The sequence below is a fragment of the Labilithrix luteola genome (assembly GCF_001263205.1).
GTDB classification, from domain to species: Bacteria; Myxococcota_A; Polyangia; order Polyangiales; family Polyangiaceae; genus Labilithrix; species Labilithrix luteola.
Map to the genome: position 1 here is coordinate 7171122 of NZ_CP012333.1, position 17145 is coordinate 7188266.

General features: G+C 65.5%; 14 protein-coding genes and 1 pseudogene. 10 read left to right on the plus strand and 5 right to left on the minus strand.

The window, feature by feature from the left end:
* Nucleotides 1–150 precede the first annotated feature (150 nt).
* From AKJ09_RS31105 to AKJ09_RS56345, 5 genes and pseudogenes are all read right to left on the minus strand, one after another.
* Nucleotides 151–945, minus strand: a complete 795-nt coding sequence (locus AKJ09_RS31105; RefSeq protein ID WP_146651489.1) for a hypothetical protein — start codon at nt 943–945, stop codon at nt 151–153.
* A gap of 71 nt (nt 946–1016) precedes the next feature.
* Complete coding sequence (locus AKJ09_RS31110) at nt 1017–1811, minus strand: DUF5984 family protein (protein WP_146651490.1); 795 nt, start codon at nt 1809–1811, stop codon at nt 1017–1019.
* Nucleotides 1812–2485: 674 nt separating this feature from the next.
* Nucleotides 2486–3307, minus strand: coding sequence for a hypothetical protein (locus AKJ09_RS31115; protein WP_146651491.1), 822 nt, complete (start codon nt 3305–3307; stop codon nt 2486–2488).
* 207 nt (nt 3308–3514) lie between these two features.
* Nucleotides 3515–3748 (minus strand): Holliday junction ATP-dependent DNA helicase RuvA, encoded by a 234-nt coding sequence (locus tag AKJ09_RS55085; RefSeq protein ID WP_240488644.1) that lies wholly within the window; start codon nt 3746–3748, stop codon nt 3515–3517.
* A gap of 177 nt (nt 3749–3925) precedes the next feature.
* A pseudogene (locus tag AKJ09_RS56345) lies at nt 3926–4045 on the minus strand (HNH endonuclease); the annotation flags it as partial.
* Nucleotides 4046–4915: 870 nt separating this feature from the next.
* On the opposite strand from AKJ09_RS56345, the gene AKJ09_RS31125 reads away from it, so the two are divergent.
* The 10 genes from AKJ09_RS31125 to AKJ09_RS31170 all read left to right on the plus strand — a co-directional run bounded on the left by AKJ09_RS31125 (nt 4916) and on the right by AKJ09_RS31170 (nt 17129).
* Nucleotides 4916–5983 (plus strand): hypothetical protein, encoded by a 1068-nt coding sequence (locus tag AKJ09_RS31125; protein ID WP_205633850.1) that lies wholly within the window; start codon nt 4916–4918, stop codon nt 5981–5983.
* Between the two features lie 50 nt (nt 5984–6033).
* Nucleotides 6034–6684, plus strand: a complete 651-nt coding sequence (locus AKJ09_RS31130; protein ID WP_146651494.1) for an RNA polymerase sigma factor — start codon at nt 6034–6036, stop codon at nt 6682–6684.
* Nucleotides 6681–7436, plus strand: coding sequence for an outer membrane protein assembly factor BamD (locus AKJ09_RS31135; RefSeq protein WP_146651495.1), 756 nt, complete (start codon nt 6681–6683; stop codon nt 7434–7436). The genes AKJ09_RS31130 and AKJ09_RS31135 overlap by 4 nt, the downstream gene beginning before the upstream one ends.
* A gap of 28 nt (nt 7437–7464) precedes the next feature.
* Nucleotides 7465–8697 (plus strand): hypothetical protein, encoded by a 1233-nt coding sequence (locus AKJ09_RS31140; protein ID WP_146651496.1) that lies wholly within the window; start codon nt 7465–7467, stop codon nt 8695–8697.
* Nucleotides 8694–10022, plus strand: coding sequence for a beta propeller repeat protein (locus AKJ09_RS31145; RefSeq protein WP_146651497.1), 1329 nt, complete (start codon nt 8694–8696; stop codon nt 10020–10022). The genes AKJ09_RS31140 and AKJ09_RS31145 overlap by 4 nt, the downstream gene beginning before the upstream one ends.
* A complete protein-coding gene (locus tag AKJ09_RS31150; protein ID WP_146651498.1) occupies nt 10019–11227 on the plus strand; it encodes a hypothetical protein in 1209 nt (402 codons plus the stop codon). Before AKJ09_RS31145 ends, AKJ09_RS31150 begins: the two co-directional genes overlap by 4 nt.
* A complete protein-coding gene (locus AKJ09_RS31155; protein WP_146651499.1) occupies nt 11227–12588 on the plus strand; it encodes an RCC1 domain-containing protein in 1362 nt (453 codons plus the stop codon). Before AKJ09_RS31150 ends, AKJ09_RS31155 begins: the two co-directional genes overlap by 1 nt.
* A gap of 12 nt (nt 12589–12600) precedes the next feature.
* Nucleotides 12601–14394, plus strand: coding sequence for an IgGFc-binding protein (locus AKJ09_RS31160; RefSeq protein WP_146651500.1), 1794 nt, complete (start codon nt 12601–12603; stop codon nt 14392–14394).
* Nucleotides 14395–14504: 110 nt separating this feature from the next.
* Complete coding sequence (locus tag AKJ09_RS31165) at nt 14505–16187, plus strand: peptide-N-glycosidase F-related protein (RefSeq protein ID WP_146651501.1); 1683 nt, start codon at nt 14505–14507, stop codon at nt 16185–16187.
* Nucleotides 16188–16469: 282 nt separating this feature from the next.
* Complete coding sequence (locus AKJ09_RS31170; RefSeq protein ID WP_146651502.1) at nt 16470–17129, plus strand: hypothetical protein; 660 nt, start codon at nt 16470–16472, stop codon at nt 17127–17129.
* The last annotated feature ends 16 nt before the right edge of the window (nt 17130–17145 follow it).

The following is a 17145-nucleotide window of genomic DNA, read 5'->3' on the forward strand; positions in this document are numbered from 1 at the left end:
GCGCCCAGAGCACCGTCAGATCGAGCTCGATGGCGTCGAACGGTTCAGCGCGTACCTTCGCGTCGGCGAAGTGGGTACCGACGATGCGATAGGTATCGAACCCAATCGCTCAGGTCCTTTTTTCCCCTCCTCCTTCGCAGAGGAGGACGATCAGGGATCCGAGCCGGCGCTACGAATCGTGAGCTGGACGGGGGTGTTGTCGAAATGGAAGTCGCCCGCGCTACCGACGGCGGCGTCGAGGTGATCGCCGGCGGCGAGCGTCACCTCGAGCTCGTGAACGGCATCCGTGGAGGTCGAATCCTCGGTCACGAGCGCGACGCCGTTGTGAAGGAGAAGACCGTTCGTTTCTCCGGAATCACCCGCCTTGAACTGGAGCGTGACCGCATAGGCCCCCGCGGCGGGCGCCGTCCACCGAACGATGGCATATTCGCCTGCATTGCCAGGGTGAAGCGAGAACTCGCCAGGGGCGACGCCGTTGTTCGTGGCCGTCGAGTCGTTGCGCCACGCCGCGGGAGCGCCGAGAACGGAGTTCGCAGGATCGTACCAAGATCTGGTATCGGGCGCGGCGTCCGAGACGGCGCTGAAGACGACGAGGGGACCCGCATCGGCGGCCCTGGGGTCGCCGAGCGAGTAGCCGTAGGTCCACGCTCCGTTCGGGTTCGCGAGCGTGGAGAAGTCCGTCGTGACGTCGGCGTGCACGGCGACGAACGCGTCCTTCCCGGCGTCCGCGCTCGCGTCTGCGGCGTCTGCGATCGCGTCGCTCGCCGCGTCTTGCGCTGAAGATGAGTTGTTCGCGGGGGCCGGATACTCGCTCGAGGCCGCGTCAGGGCTCGTCTGCAATGGCGAGGTCGAGTCGGACTCACACGCGACGAACGACGAAGAGAGCACCATCGAGGCGAGCCCGAACCACCCGAGGCGAACGAATCGCTGCAGTCCATCTTTCATGTCGAGCAGCGTGGCACACGCCGCCCGGTATCACTATGCGCTGAGGATTTACGTAAACGCGCTGGCGGCCGTCACCAGGCACCGTCGCCGGTTGGGGCGCGAGGCGCGAAGTTCGGGATCAGCTTCCTGAGTGCGCTCTCCGCCTCTTCCCACGCGACATCGGGGTGGTGCGTTCCGTCTGTGTAGTCGGAGAACTCGCGCTCCCACGTGGCGTGCTGTTGCCGGAGCGAGGCCACATCGATGTCGGCCTGTGGCTTCGCGCGTCCGGCCTCGACCTCATCGATTCGTGCAGCCATCCTGTGGAGCAGGCGATCGCGGAAGGACCGACATTCATCGACGAAGGCCTCGACCGACAATGCGAAGGTGCCCCGTGTCGCGGTCCAGACGGGGATCCCGTCGATCTGTCGATCCTCGGTGTCCCAATGCACCCGGATCTGATCGCCGATTCTCACGAATGAGATCCTTGGGGATGCCACCAAGTAGCTCGTCCAAGGCGACCGCTCACCGAGCCATCGCAAGGCCTCGTAGGATTCGGCGTGGTGATCGTCGGAGAGTGACCGGTCGAGCGCGGCCAGACTTTCCCAGTCTGCCGCGAGTCGCTCTACCAGTGCGGGCAACGGTTCGAGTGCGGCACGCGCCGCCGAGAGCATGTCCCGTGCGAATGCCGCAACATTGTAGTCGGCGAAGGATGATTGCACTCCCCAGTGCGCGTTTATCTCGGGCGTGTACCGAAACAACGTGTCGCGTCCGACAGGCATCCAGAAGGCACCATCCGTCAGGGCGAACCAGCTGAGAGTTGGATTGCCGGGCTCACCCCATGGGGCGACTTTTTCGACGGGAACGAGCTCGAATTCGAAGAGCGCCATGCGAACGCTCCTCACTCTACTCTGCCCGGCGCCATTTGCTTCGGACGATCTAGTCCCCCTCCGGGGCCTCGAGGGTAGGGCGGCCGTGCTCGAAGAGTTGGAGCCACACCTCGCGCCCGAACGTGGGGGCCGTCACGAGCGTCTGCTCGCGATGGCGGGCATGATGAAGAGATTCTCGACCGTCTGAACTCACTCGTCGGCGCCGAAGGCAGTCGCTTGCGAGGGGGATCGTCTATCTCGTCGAGATCGAAGAGCGCCGAATCCATCTCGAGCTCGGATGTTCGTAGATGTTCGATCTAGCTGTCGAGCTGCTCATCGAGAAACTCTCGAAAGAGAAGCTCGGCAAGACATCGCGAGCGCGCCTCCGCAAGCCGTCGACTAGGCAGGGGTACGTGACACGCGCGGCCCGTCTATATCGAGCGCACAACCGCGACGCGGCCGAGCGTGTGTTCGGTCGCATTAGGTGGCGAGCAGCCGCGGGGACGTGCCTGCGGTAGCCGGACTTTTGCCAGCGAAACGACGATGAGCAGCACGCCCTGCGTGGCTTGGAGACGGGCAACGCTCCTAAGCTAGCCCCGGTTCGTCGGCCGCCGCTTGGTGCGCGACGGCTCGAGCGAGCGTCGGGCGCCTTCGTGGATTCGGCTCGTCAGCCCAAGCGCGCGCTGTACGAGGAGTCAGCGGTGGGCCGCGCGAGACGCGTCGGCGATCTTTTTCGCTCGAGCCAGGCTCCCGAGCACGAACTCCTTCGTGCTTTGTGAGTCATGGGAGCCCTTCTCCAGAATCGCGAGAGCGGATTGAAACTGGGTGATGGCGCGCTCCGTCTCGCCGCAATCGAGGAGCCAATGACCGTATCTTTGCTGCACGTCGACGAAGTCTTGAAAGACGCCGTCGCTCTCGCGGGATTCGAAGAGGGGGAGCTCGCTTTCGAAAGCGGCTTCGACATCTCGCGGCTCGGCGTCGCCGTCGGCCACCAGTGCCTTGCGGAGTGCAGTGGCGGCTCGACGCACGAGGACCGTGCGGTACGGCGCAACGATCGCGACAGCTTCTCGACAAAGGCGCACGCGCTCCTCTCGGGTGGGGACTTGTTCCGCCGCCGCGAGCAGCACGCGAACGCGAAGGTCGCCGCGTTCGTCCTTCGGTAGCGCCGCGAGTGCAGCGAGAACACTGTCGGCCCTTTGTGTAGCCCAGCCCTCGCGGTCCCCGGGGTAGACCGAAAGAGCTCGCAAGGCTTCCGCCTGATCGAGGAGCGCTTCTGCCCAGGCGCGGGGATCGCGTTCACGATCGAGGAGCGCGAGGAGCTGTGACGAAGCCTCTACCGCGTCCGCAGCGACGTCGTCACCGGTCGAGTAATGTCCGCCAAGGAGCAGCGACAAACGAACCAGCGCACGCAGCGTAGGAACGGACGGCGCATCACGGGCCGCCGCTCGTACGTCGTCGAGGATAGTGCCGAGTCGGTTGGCTTCGTCTTCCGTCAGGCGAATCTCGGAGAAGTTCATCGAGACCTTCTACTACCTCGATTCGCGGAGAGCTTCGATGGCGAGTGTCTTGAGTTCTCCCTGAGCTTGCCGAGGTTTGCTCCCCGCACTCGAGGAATGCCAAAGCTACCGCGATGGCGTTGGCAGCGGCACTGGAGGCGAGCCACCAGGAACCGGCCGTCACGGATGGCGAGTCGAGCTCGAGCCAGCAACGTTCTCGCGAGCGAGTCATGTGAGGATGCAAATGGCTTCACGAACGAGTATCTCGATTGGCCGCCGCCAAGGATCGTCACACTCCTTGCGGTTGATCACGAGGATGGCGCGATCGGCCTCGACGCCACGGAAGCCAAGCGTGAGCAGCGCAGCGCGTACGTGTTTCCTCGCGTCGTCGGATCGCGGCGGCTCGGGCGCGACGTGGCTCGCTTCGACGGCAAGGCTCCCTATGGCGGAAGGCGACGCCATGGTGGTCGATGTTTTCTCGCCCTCGTACTGGCGCTGGGAAAAGTGGGCGGGTAGGACAGGCGGTTCGTTGCGATGCGGCCTTCGCGAAGAACGCGTTCTCGAGGTCCGGATCCGGGCTTCGACGTGCTCGCGACCGAACACGCGTTCGGCAGCATCACGATTGTGCGCTCGGCAGAGGACGCGGAGGTTCTCTGTCTCGCCATTTCCACCCAGCGCTCGGGGCGTCACGTGGTCGATTTCGAGAAACGAACGCGCTGGACACCGTTCACCGTTTTCGCCGACGAACGAACATCGCATGCCGTCACGCTCGAACGCTTCGGGCCGAACGCGTCACGTACCCATGCTTGGCTGACGGCTTGCTTCGACGTGCTCGCGAACTCGTACCGAGCTTCTCTTTCGAGAGTTTTTCGATGAGCAGCTCGACGGCTCGTTCGACGACGATATCGAGATCTCCACTCGGATTCTTGTGAGTCATGAGAGCCCGCGCGAGCTCCAGCTTGTCGCGAAGGGTCTCGTTGGCCGTTGCGTCAACGGAGGCCGTCGCAATTGACCGGCATTGACCTTGAAAGCCGCCTCGAGCTCGTTCGTGGGGCGCGCGCGACGAGCACGTACCCGAGCGAGAGAGCTTCAGGTGCGAACCGGCCGAGCCATCCAGCGATCACGGCGGCGAAGAGGCCACGGAGCGGCGTGGACATGGCGGTCATGCGGCGCCCTCCGGTCCGAGCTACGAATCCGCGCGCGACTCGAACAACGGCCAGCTTACGATCGGCGCGAAGACTGCGCTCGATCTCACCGACGCGCAGCTCTCGTCACCGATGAGCGACGGCTCGTCGAGGTCGAAGAGCGCCGGATCCATCTGGAGCTCGGATGTTCGTCGATGCTCGATCTGCGCGTGCGCAGGCTCGGTTTCAGCGAGGGACGAAGCGTTTCGTGCTGCTGCGTGGCAACGGCGGTCTGGGCGGCCGCGCGGCCGTGAGCTCAGCCGCGTGAGAGGGAGACCCGACGTGTGCTCGTCGGGCGAAGTCGACGTGGGGCTCGCGCCGAGGTGGGCGTCCGTTCTCTTCCGTGCGCTGCATCGTCGTAGGCTAACGTTGCCCGGTTCGTATGGTCCGGCGACGAAGGGCTCCAAAGTCGTCCTCGAGGGGCGGCTATTTCACACTCGCCGGGTTGCTCGCCCTCGTCGTTCCAGCATCGGCTCGCGCCGACGTCGAACGGATCGTGCTTCGTTACGAGTCGAGCGCCGCGTGTCCTTCGGAGCCTGAGTTCATTGCGGCCGTGCGCGCGTACACGAAACGCTGGTCGCGCTTGGAGGAGGGGACTCCGGCGGCAAGAACGATTCGCGTTCGCCTCTCGACCGGGCGGCTCCAGAGCACCGGCAGGCTCGCGGTCGCGATTCCGGGGGGCGAGATCTCCGAGCGCGATATCGTCGGACCGAATTGCACGGAGGTATCCCAGGCCCTCGCCCTCATGGTCGCGGTGGCCATCGATCCGCGTGCCGGGACCGCCGACGCCGAAGGTGACGAAGCCGTCGAGCCCCTGCAGCCATCGAGCCCTCCAGCGAGCTCGGACGCGCCGCCGGCAGCCGAGACGAAGGTGGATGACCCGGCCTCGGTTCCCCCTTCGCCGGCGAGTCGCCAAGAGCCTAGGCGCGACGCACTCGCTCGCCTCCCGCGCCTTGGTTCTCCAGATTCCGACGGTCCGCGCGTCTCGTTCGATCTGCGTCTGGAAACGACCTCTGCCGTCGTGCGGGGATCACTCCCCGGGCTCGGGGCCTCGGTGATCTTCGAGGCTCCACCTTTGGCCAACCTACCGCGGCTCGGCCGCTGGACGCCGAGCCTGGCGCTCGGCCTCCGTCAAAGCCTGCCGAAGGAGCGCACGATACGCGGTGGGAGCGTCGGGCTCTCCTGGTCGGCGGGCACGCTGCGGGTGTGTCCGCTTCAGGCCGCGCTCGGAACACGGATCGAGATCTCCCCATGTGCCGAGATGAACGTCGGTGTGCTGCGTGCGTCGGGCTCCGGCTTCCTCGACGCGCGAAGCGCTTCGGTGCTCTGGCTCGATGTCGGTGGCTCGATCTGGGCCAAGGTCGCGCTCTCGGACACCTTCTTCTTCAGCTCGACCATGCTCGTGACCTTGCCCCTCAATCGGCAACCTTTCGTGCTCGATAGCGGCGCTGCGGCAGCGAGCGTTCCTCCTGTCGGCGTCCTCGTGGGCTTGGGGGTCGGTGCAAGGCTGTAACCCTGGAACGGCGCCCCGGGCCTCGGTGGACGTTTTTTCGATCAGAACCGATGGGTCGCCACATTAGCGATGTGCTGACGTCGTCGGCCGCGTCTGCGGCTGCTACCAACCTGGCGGTGCGAGGAGAGGACGGAACCGGTGCCGAGCCGGGGCGGCCCCCCTTCGCGAGCGAACAGGAACGCGCCGAGTATCTGCGCGGTCTCGTGCTGACGCACTTTTCGAACGTCTGGCGATTTCTCATGCGCCTCGGCTTCACCGAGGACATCGCCGACGACGCCGCCCAAGACCTGTACTTCGTCGTCGCCCGTCGCCTCGACGACATCGTCCCCGGTCGCGAGCGAGGCTTCCTCTTCGCCTCGGCGCTTCGCATCGCCAGCGCCTTGAAACGAGAGCGTGCTCGCGAGCTGCCGGTCGATCCGCAGGAAGCGACTGTCGAAATCCCGGCCCCCTTGAAACCGGCCGAAGAGCGGCTCGATGACGAGAGGGCGCGCGAGCTTCTCTACCGCTTGCTGTCCGAGCTCGACGAACGGTTTCGCGTCGTCTTCGTCTTGTACGAACTCGAAGAAATGACCATGCAAGAAATCTCCGACGCACTGGAAGTCCCTCCGGGAACGGTCGCGTCCCGCCTGCGGAGCGCGCGCGACGAATTCCGCGCAAAGCTCGAACGCCACCGCGCACGCCTGCGCCGAGAATCCAAATGAGCAAGGAGCCCATTCGTCTCGTCCACGAAGACCCCGACTTTGCCAGGTTGGTCGACGCGAGCCGCCTCCATTCCCCCTCGAGCAAGGTCATGGACGGCGCACTGCGGGTCGCCGCTCGCGGAGCCGCCGCGACGCCCCCGAGGTCGTGGCGACTCCTCGCCCAGCGCTGGGCTGTGGGGATCACGGTCGTTGGCACTGCCATCTTCGGGCTCGTCGTCATGCAAGCGCACTCGCGCGGGCAAGGCCCCGAACTCGAATCGAGCGTCGTCCAGACGCCGAATACCTCGAGCGTCGAGCCACGCGGCGAGTCTCCGGCAATCGTCGAGTCCCCCGAGAATCTTGCCGCGGCCCCGCCCGGCGCCGCCCCCACCGAGCCGCCCGTGCTCCCCGCGCGTCCCCAGGCCACGAAATCGGTCACCAAGCAGGACGTGCGCACGGCCGCCGATTCGTCTCCTTCTCATCCCACGCCGAGCTCGGGCACCTTCGCGGAAGAACTCGCCCTCGTCTCTGCGGCCCGATCCGCGCTTGAAGGCGGCGACGTCGCCACGTGTCTGCGCACCCTCGATCGCTACGATGAGCGCTTCCGAGCAGGTCGCTTCCGCCAGGAGATCGATGTCATTCGGATCGAGGCGCTTGCCAACTCCGGTGACCGCGCTCGCGCGGAGGCTCTGGCGAATCGATTTTTGACAGTGAACGCGAAGAGCCCATACGCGTATCGCGTCCGTTCACTCGTCGAGCATCTTCGAAACTGAACCGAATACGAAGAAGGTTCGAATAGTCATGAATGAACAACGGCGCAGTCACGCCTTCTCTCCTCGCCTGCGGCGACTCAGTGCGGGTGCCGCGACCGCGCTCGCCGCACTGGCGGCGTCGTGCACGGCCTCGGAGAATCGCCCGATCAGCCTCGGAAATGACGAGCCAACGGCTCCCAGCTTCACCCCCACGGAGGCTGCAGAGGCTGGCGCCGAGGCGTCGCTCCCGCACGCGCTCATGTGCCCGGCCACCGAATGTCCGGCGCCCTATGCAACGTGCAAGTCTTCACCGGCGGTGTGTGGCACCAATCTGAACACCGACGTTCAGAACTGCGGCGCCTGCGGAAACACGTGCGGTGACTTTCGCAAGGGGCTCAACATGGCGAGCCGCTGCGTGGACGGCGCGTGCGTGTTCGAGTGTGCGGTCGTCGAGCACGAGCCCTTGCAGGTCTTTCGCGACTGCAACAGCCTCCTCGACGACGGCTGCGAGATCGACGTCTGGTCGGACGCCAAGAACTGCGGCGCCTGCGGGAACAAGTGCGCCGAAGGAGACCCCTGCATCGACGGCGTCTGCGGCTGCCGCCCCGGTCAGATCGCTTGCAGTGGCTATTGCGTCGACCCACGCAACAGCGACTCCAACTGCAACACGTGCAGGAACGTCTGCGAGTATCCGGCCGACGCTTGCGCCACCATGCCTCCGCACACGCTTTACGGATGCGCCGATCGCGAATGCGGCAGGTTGAAGTGCAATGGTGCGTACAGCGACTGCAATGGGGACTTGAGCCAAGGGTGCGCGTCCGATGGCTGCGAGACCTCCCTCGACACGCCAGCGAACTGCGGAGGGTGCGGAATCGCCTGTGCGCCAAATGAAGAGTGCGTTCTGCACCAATTCCAGAATTCCGGCTACTTCCAATGCGAGCCTTCGTGCGCCAGTGCCGGACTCACGCAATGCACCGGCAAGTGCACCGATCTGTTGACGGACACGGACAACTGCGGAGTCTGCGGAAACAAGTGCATGACCGATAACGGTCCTCCCCTGCATCAGGTTCCGGCCTGTAGGAAGGGCATGTGCATGCGCGAATGTTCTCCGGGATTCGCCGACTGCAACGGCGACCCCATCGATGGTTGCGAGGTCGAGTTGAAGAACAACCCCGCGAACTGCGGAGCGTGCGGGAATCAATGTGACATGAGCGCAGGTCAGCCGTGCATCGAAGGCAAGTGCCTCACGGTCGAATGCGACGCCGGCGTGGTGACGAAGTGAGCCGGCGATGGATCACGCAGGGCTTCGGCATCGCTTCGATGTCGGTGCTCGGAGCTCTCGTCGCCGCCTTCGCCAGCTGCGCCACGAACAACGAGGGCGAGGCGGTCGGCGAGGACGCGTCGACGTCCACGCTTCCGGAGGCCGCGGCGGATGCCGAAGCGGACGCCGAGCGAGACAGCTCGTGTGAGCTTCCGGACGCGCAGTGCACGGGGCCGGTCGTCCCGTGCGAATCGGTCTCGTGGTGCATGGAATCGACACCGGTGACGCCTCGTCATGCCCTCACGGCCGTCTGGGGCACGAGCAGGAGCGACGTATGGGCGGTCGGCTCGGGCGGATCGATCATCCACTACGACGGAAGCGCCTGGACGCAGACGCCCACGAACGTTCCCAGTACGCTATTTGCCATTGGGGGAAGCGGTCCTCACGATATCTGGGTCGCGAGCTCCGCCGAGTACCTCTTGCACGGCAGCGGGTATACGAATGGCACCGCCGAATGGACGAACGAGGCTCCAGTCGGTCGAACGCCGGTGGACATCGACCGGGACACGATTCTGAGCGCGGTATGGGTCAGCTCCACGAGCGACGTTCGGCTCGGCACGGCGGTCGGGGACTTCGGATATCCGATTCGGATCATGGATCCCACATTCATGTACTTCGGTTCTGGAAACCAACTTGCCCCGCTGAACGTGGACGACGGCGGCCTTCGCTGGCGGACCATCCCCGGTAAAGGCAGCGTAGCGAGCATCTGGGGAAGCTCGGACGACGACGTCTGGATGGCGGTCGACAAGGGCGGCACCGAGCGCGGGCTGCTCCTGCACGGCACGGGGTACACGGGGCCGGCGCCCAATCCAACGCTGCTCGCGGATCGCGGGTGCGTCGTCGGCTGTTATCCAGGCTGCACGGCATGCGCCGCCGTCGACGATCGGTTCGCGTGGACGTCGATCGACAGTCAGAGCAAGCTCGCCTTTCGCGCGATTTGGGGAAGCAGCGAAAGCGACGTTTGGGCCGTCGGTGAGGGTGGCAATATCCGGCGCTATCAAACCGGCGATCCGCGTTTCCAGAGGATTGCGTCGCCCACCCCCCACACGCTCCGCGCGATTTGGGGCAGCGGTCCCTCGGACGTGTGGATGGTAGGCGACGAGGGAACCATCCTTCACTTCGACGGAACGACGGTCAGCGAATCGACCGCTCAGTTCCCATTGGGGGCAAAACCGCACCTTCGTGGGGTGTGGGGAAGCGGTCCTTCCGACGTCTGGATCGTCGGCGACGGCATCGTGCTCCACTACACCGGCCGGAATCCCTCGCACGCGGAAGGTGGCCGATGAAGCGCCTCGACCTCTCGTGCGCAGCACTGCTCGGGCTGATGGGCGCGGCGGCGCTCCTTGCCTGCGCGGACTCGAACGACGCGCCCGGCGAGACCAGCGACGACGCCGGCCCCATCCTCGCGCCGACAGAGGCCTCGGTCGACCCGATCGAGAGCGGCGTGGACGCAGGCGCCGACGCACATGCGGATGCAGACGCGAGCAAACGTCTGTGCTCCGACGACGGCTTCTGTCACACGGTCGTTCCCGAGGGGCTGCGCTTCCGGGGCGTCTGGGGCGATGGCGCCGGCATCGTCTGGGGCATCACCCTGGAGAAGAACGTCATGCGCTGGGACGGCTCGACGTGGACCGCCTTCGCGCAGCTCGACGCGGTCCCCACCGCGATCTGGGGAAGCGGACCGACGGATCTCTGGATCGCGACGACGAGCGGGCTCCTTCACGGCATCGGCTCGTCCTCGGCGACGGTCGCATTCGCGCCGATCGAGGACCTGCCGGGCGACGTCACCGTTCCAGTACTCTCGATTTGGGGCAGGAGCGCGACGGACATCTGGGCCGTGGGTGGACGCAAAGACGACCTGGTTTGGCCGGCGGCCACGAAAGGGCGCGCCCTGCACTACGACGGGACGACGTGGAGCACGGATGCGACCCTCACTTCCCGTAGCGTCGCCTTCGCCGGTGTCACCGGCAACGCGTCATCGGTTTGGCTCTACGGCACCGCGACCGAGGGCTTCTTTCAGCGCGCCCGTCTCCTCAGAGGCCCTGGCGACGGCTCCCCTTGGAGCACGGTCGCTCTGCCGGACGATCCTGCTGGACTGTATTACCCCTTCGCAAAAGTCGTGACGGCATTTGGATTGAGCTCCGATACCTCGATTTGGGCCGCCGGTGAAACCATGGAAGGGACCAAGGCCTCGTGGCAGGGAACGAGCTCGGACGACGGCACCACGTTTACCTGGCGCTTTGCGAAGAGGGAGTCTTGGGAACGCTCGATCTCCGGACTTTGGGGAACCGCGCCGAACGACTCCTGGGCCATCGGAGAAGTCGGGCTCGTCAGCCATTGGGACGGAACGGAATGGAAGCAGTCGGCGGTCCGGGTGACGGGCAGTCCCGTCGGTAAGTCGCTTTGGGCGATCTGGGGAAAGAGCTCGGACGACTTCTGGGTCGTTGGAGACGAGATCGCACTTCACAAAACGACGGCAGGTAAACCGTAATGCTGTTCAGGCGATTTGTTTTCACTGCCCTCGGATTGGGGCTCGTCGGCTCCTTCGTCGCGTGCAGCTCCGCGGAGTCTCGTACGGAGTTCGACGCCCATGACGCGGCTCGACCGACGCCTGATCTCGGCAATTCGCCGGATGGGGGCGTCGAGCTCGACGCGGAGGCCGACGCCGACGCGGCTCGATCGCCGTTCGACCCGACGGATGCCCCCGTCACGTGCACGAACGAGCCGTGTGCCGTCGAGCTCGTCGCGGGCGAACGTCACTTCTGCGCTCGCATGAAGGACGGCACGGCCCGCTGCTGGGGAGACAACGCCAAGGGCGCTCTCGGCTTCGACGATGCGGGTGCGCCTGCCGTGAGCAACGTGAAGCAGCTCTCCGCGGCTGGTGCCACGACGTGCGCGTTGCTCGACGACGGACGCGTCCAGTGCTGGGGAGCCAACGATCGCGGCCAGCTCGGCCTCGGCAGCAATCCTCCAATCGCGGACAGCGCGCGTCATCCGACGCCGGCACCGGTCGTGCTCGCGAGTGCTTCACGAATCGACGTCGGGCCGACAGGGGCGTGTGCGGTCCTCACGAGCGGCGAGCTCTATTGTTGGGGAGGCAACGAGCGTGCACAGCTCGGTCGAGCCGCGACGTCCGGCGTCTCCGCGCCCACGAAGGTGGACGCCTTCGCCATCGCAACCGCACGCATGGTGCTCGGCAGCTACTCCTCGTTGGTGCTCAGCAAGAGCGGTGAGGTCTTCTCATGGGGCGCCGTCGCCGCCGGTGAGGGCTCGATTTGCGGCCGTCAGGCCTCGGTGCCGACGGACCCTCGCCCCGCGTCGATCGAGCTGAGCGACGTCACGAGTCTCGCGGCGTCGACCACCACCATGCTCCCGGTGATCTCGCCCTACGGGCTGCCGGACCGAGGAATTGCCCACGCCTGCGCGGTGCAGAAGGGAGAGATCTTCTGTTGGGGCGACAGCGTGCTCGGCGCTCTCGGCATCGGTCTGAGCGGCGCGCGCGATTTCCCCACCCGCAGCTTCGTCGTGAACAAGACGGCCTGGCCGCAGCAGGTGGCGGCTGGCGGCGACGTGAGCTGTGCTCGTTTCACCGACGGCACCGTGGAGTGCGCAGGAGACAACACCGCTGGCGCTCTGGGGATGGATCCACAGAAGCCATTCTCGCTCACGTTCACGCCGGTTCCGAGATTCACGAAGTCCGTCGTGCACGTCGCGGTCGCGACACACAGCGTCTGTGCGCTCGCGGTCGAGGGGGGCATCTTCTGTTGGGGCAGCAATGAGCACGGCGAGCTCGGCCAAGGGACCGTCGATCAAGCCCCCCACCCGGTGCCGGTTCAGGTCTCCTTTCACTGAAGGTCGGAAGCGATGAACAACTCGTTCACTACCCGGACACGCCTCTTTCTCTGTGGAAGTGTCGCAATAGCTACGATCTTGGCCTGCTCGTCACGCGCGGGCTTCGACCCCAGGGAGGAGGTGCTGCTTCCCCCTGATGGCAGCGCACCGGAGACGTCGGCGCCGACATGCGGGATTCATTGCTCGCGCGATCTGAAGCAGGTCCTCGACGGCTGCGAGGGGGCCGAGACTGTCGTGGCCACCTGCAATGCCGATGAAGGCTGTGGAGACGGGAAATGCGTCGATGCTTGCAGCGCAGCCACGCTCTCCAAAGGCTCGGCCGGCTGCGATTTCTGGACGGTCTATCCCGACAGCCCGGGTGAATCACGGGGCAGCTGCTTTGCCGTCCTCGTCGCCAACACGTGGGATCGCAATGTCACCATAGCCGCCGAACACGGCAGCGACACCCTCGATATTTCGAAGTCGACCTACGTCATCGATTGGGGCGGACACGCACCAACGTATACGCCGCTCGAGGGACCGCTGCCTCCGGGGAAGATTGCGGGCGTGTTCCTCTCGTACGACGCCGCTTCGAGCAGCCCTCACAAAGTCAGCTGCCCCGCCGCGGTCACGCCGGCACTCCTCCAGGACCCGATGAAATACGGGACCGTCAAGACGAAGGCGTTTCGTATCCGCACGGACGCGCCGGTCGCCGCCTACTCCGTTGCGCCCTATGGTGGATTCGAGTCCTTCGAGCCTACGGCGACGCTCCTTCTTCCGACCTCCAGCTGGACGAAGAACTACATCGCGGTCTCGCCGTTCGATTTCGGCGAAACGCGCAAGCCGCGAACCCTTCAGATCATCGCCAACGAGGACGGCACCGAGATCACGATGCGACCGACGGTGGACGTTCGCGCCGGCGTCGACATCGCAAGCGCGCCGGCGGGCACAACACAGACGTGGTCGCTCGACCGGGGACAGGTTCTCCAGTTCTATCAATCGTCGCTCACCGGGACTCCCATCGAGGCGACGAAGCCAATCGCCGTTTTCGGCGGTTCACACTGCGACTTCCTCCCGGTCATGTATTGCGACATGCTCCAGCAGCAGATCCCTCCTTTTGCCCAATGGGGAACCGAATACGCCGTCGTTCCCTATCAGCCACGCATTCCAAGCGTGGGCGCCGACACCACCTCGGCACGCGAGCTCGTCCCGTACACCATCGTCGGTGCGGTCGACGACACGGTGCTGACGTACGAGCCGTCGCGTCCGCGCGATGCGCCGGAGACCTTGAAGTCCAACGAGTCGGTGAGCTTCATGACCGACCAGCTCTTCGTGGTGAAGAGCCAAGACTCCAAGCACCCGTTCCACGTGAGCACGTACATGACGGGCGCGACGTTCGGGGGCGGAGTCCCCGGCAACGTGACGTTGGGAGATCCCGACTTCGTCAACGTCCCGCCGACGGATCAGTACCTCGACCGCTACATCTTTCTCGCCGACTTCACCTTCCCGGACACGATGCTCACCATCGTCCGAAAGGCGACGACAAAAGGTTTTGCGCCCGTCGAGCTCGAGTGCGCCGGCGAAGTCACGGATTTTTCACCACTCGGCACGAGCGGGAAGTACGAATTCGCGTGGGTGAAGATCACGGAGGGATTCGTGCCCCAACAATTTGCGAAGGGCACCTGTGGCTACGGTCGGCACGAGGTGCACAGCGATGGGCCGTTCTCGGTCTCGGTGTGGGGGGTCGGGCCGTATTCGAGTTACGGCTTCGTCGGCGGAATGGGACTCCGCCCAATTCACACTGCACCTCCGCCGACGGTGCGATAGCGACCTTCGCGCGTGGTGCACGCTGATCATGAGCTGGCGGCACTGATGCGCTCGAACAAATTCGTAGGGGCGCCGGTGCGCCGTTTCCTCTCGAGATTGGATACCTGCCGATGCGTCACGCCCTTCCTCTCCTCCTCACGGCCCTCGTTCCGCTCCTCGCGTTCGCTTGTTCCGAGTCCATCCCCACGCCTGTCGAAGCTTCGCCGGACGCAGGTGTCGGCGAGATCGAGGCAGGGGCAGGGGACGGTGCGCCTGGCCCCACCTTCCTCGACGGACCGTACGGGACCATGCCGCGTGACGTTGCGGGCCCCTTCACGGTCGCGACGAGCGACGGGACGCTGTCGTTTCGGGACGCGTGGACGGGGGAAGACCACTGGATGTTCGTCGGCTACGCGCCCAATACCATGTCGGACGGCTCGGGCGACTACTCGCTCGGGCTCTTCGCGGGGAGCGTGGGCGTGAGGAAGCTCATCGCGGAGAGCCCCAAGAACGCGCACTACGTCTTCTTCTGGTACAAGGATCAGCCCGGTTTCGAGGCCTTCGAGGCCCGTGTGCGCGGCGTGATCGACGGGCTCAGCGAGGCCGATCGCGAGCACTGGAGCCAGCGATTCCATTTCGTCACCGAGAAGGTGGACCAGGTGGAGGGCTGGTTCGGTGACATGGTTCGCGACCGCCTGGCGGCGCCGCTCGTCGTCAAGCGCTTCGATCCCTTCCAGTTCGCCGTCGATCGCACGCAGCACGTGCGTGAGGTGGGGATGCTCGGGCAGCTGACAACGAAGGGGCAGTCGACGGAGCTGTCGTTTCTCGCTTCCGAGCCGGTCTACTACGAGTACGAACACGCGCGGGATGCGCGCCTCGCAGCGTCGAAGGCGACGGTTGTCGAACTCTTGAAGGGGAAGCTGCTGGACGACGAAGCGTACGTGACCGTCGACCTCCCCGACGCCTCGACGATGCAGTCCTTCGACACCCTCGAGCTCGACCTCACGATGGACTGCGAGCATCACCGCGACGGCGAGTGCGGGGCGTGGGATTACCTCGCGAACCTGTACGTGTGCGACCCCGCATCGTCGAACGGCGGAGGCGACGCGGGAGACGATGCCGGCGTGAAGCCCGTCTGCGACACCGAGATCGGGCGTTGGATCACGAGCTACTGGCGCGAGGCGCGCTGGGTGACCGACGTGAGCAGCATGCTCCCCCTCCTCCAGAGCGGAAAGCAGACGTTCCGCTGGGCTGCGGGCAAGCAGTGGGACCCCAAACCGGCGAAGTACGTGGTGTCGCTCTCGCTACGCCTCTCGAACACGGGCAAGGGGATGCGACCGGCCTCCGTGAAGAAGCTCTGGACGGGCGGCGAGTTCGACGCGGACTACCCGAGTCTCCACCCCAAGACGGCGTTCGATGTCCCCGCGGGCACGAAAAAGGTCGAGATCTACGCGCTCGTCACCGGGCACGGCGCGGACACCTCGCACTGCGCCGAGTTCTGCAATCACACGCACCACTTCGCGGTGAACGGCAAGAGCCACGACATCGACTTCCCCGAGGCGGGCAACCAGGACGGGTGTCGCAAGCGCGTCGCCGAGGGCGTGGCGCCGAACCAGTGGGGCACGTGGTACCTCGGGCGCGGCGGGTGGTGCCCCGGGTTCGACGTGCGGCCCTTCGTCTTCGACGTCACCGGCGACGCCACCGCCGCCAGCAACGAGCTGACGTATCACGCACTCGTCGGCACGTCGGAGCTGGCGCCGGGTGTGAAGTACGGAAATATCGACCTCACCTCGTACCTCGTGTTCTGGCGCTGAGCCACGGGGGCTGATCTACGCCTTCCCGATAAGTGAGGAGGCCGAGCAAGCAATCTTGGGCATCGATTGGGAGCGCCTCGCCCGCGACCCCGAGTACGAGAGTGCTCGCTCAGCGAGTTGGCGAGAGTATGGGAGCAGGCGACGGCGCACGCGCGAGAAAGCCGAGCGCACGGCTCGCAAAACAACAGAAAAGGGCAGTATCAACGGAATTGCGGGCGGGCTGAGCGAGCGACGAGCACGAGAGCAGAGATCCTGCTGCTCGGTGGCGCTACGGTGAGAATGGTGAGCTCGAGGTTTGGAGCGAAAGCGTTCGTTGCTCTCGCGGCGCTCGCGGCGCTCGGCGTTGGGGCCGTCGTCGTCTTCCACGAGCGGGAAGAAGCTTCGCCAAACGAGGGCGTTTCGGTCGACGATGCGTCGGTCGACGCGCGCGCGACCGTCGCAAAGCCGAAGTCCGCCAAGAAGAAGGCGGCGCGGGGAGGCAAGACTCACGTTGCCGGGCGCGGAGGTGGAAGTGGAGCCGCGCAAGGAGGCGGAGGTCACGCGAGCGCCAATGGACCGTCCGAGCCATCCAGCGATGACGGCGGCGAAGCGGCCACGGAGCGGCGTGGACATGGCGGTCACGCGGCGCCCTCCGGTCCAAGCTACGAATCCGCGCTCGACTCGAACAACGACCAGCTTACGATCGGCGCGAAGACTGCGCTCGATCTCAGCGACGCACAGCTCTCGGCACCGATGAGCGACGGCACCTTCATCAGTGAGTGCGGGGCACCCGATACCATGGGCGTTACGGTGAAGGTCGCCATCAAGATGGGACGGGCGGTAGGTGTCAGTGTGTCGACGAGTCCGTTCTCCGCCGACGTCGCAGGCTGCATCGACCACCACATCCGCGGGCTCTCGTGGCCAGCAAGCCCGAAGATGGACTCGCTCGTCACGACATACTGAGCGCGCACTCCGTATC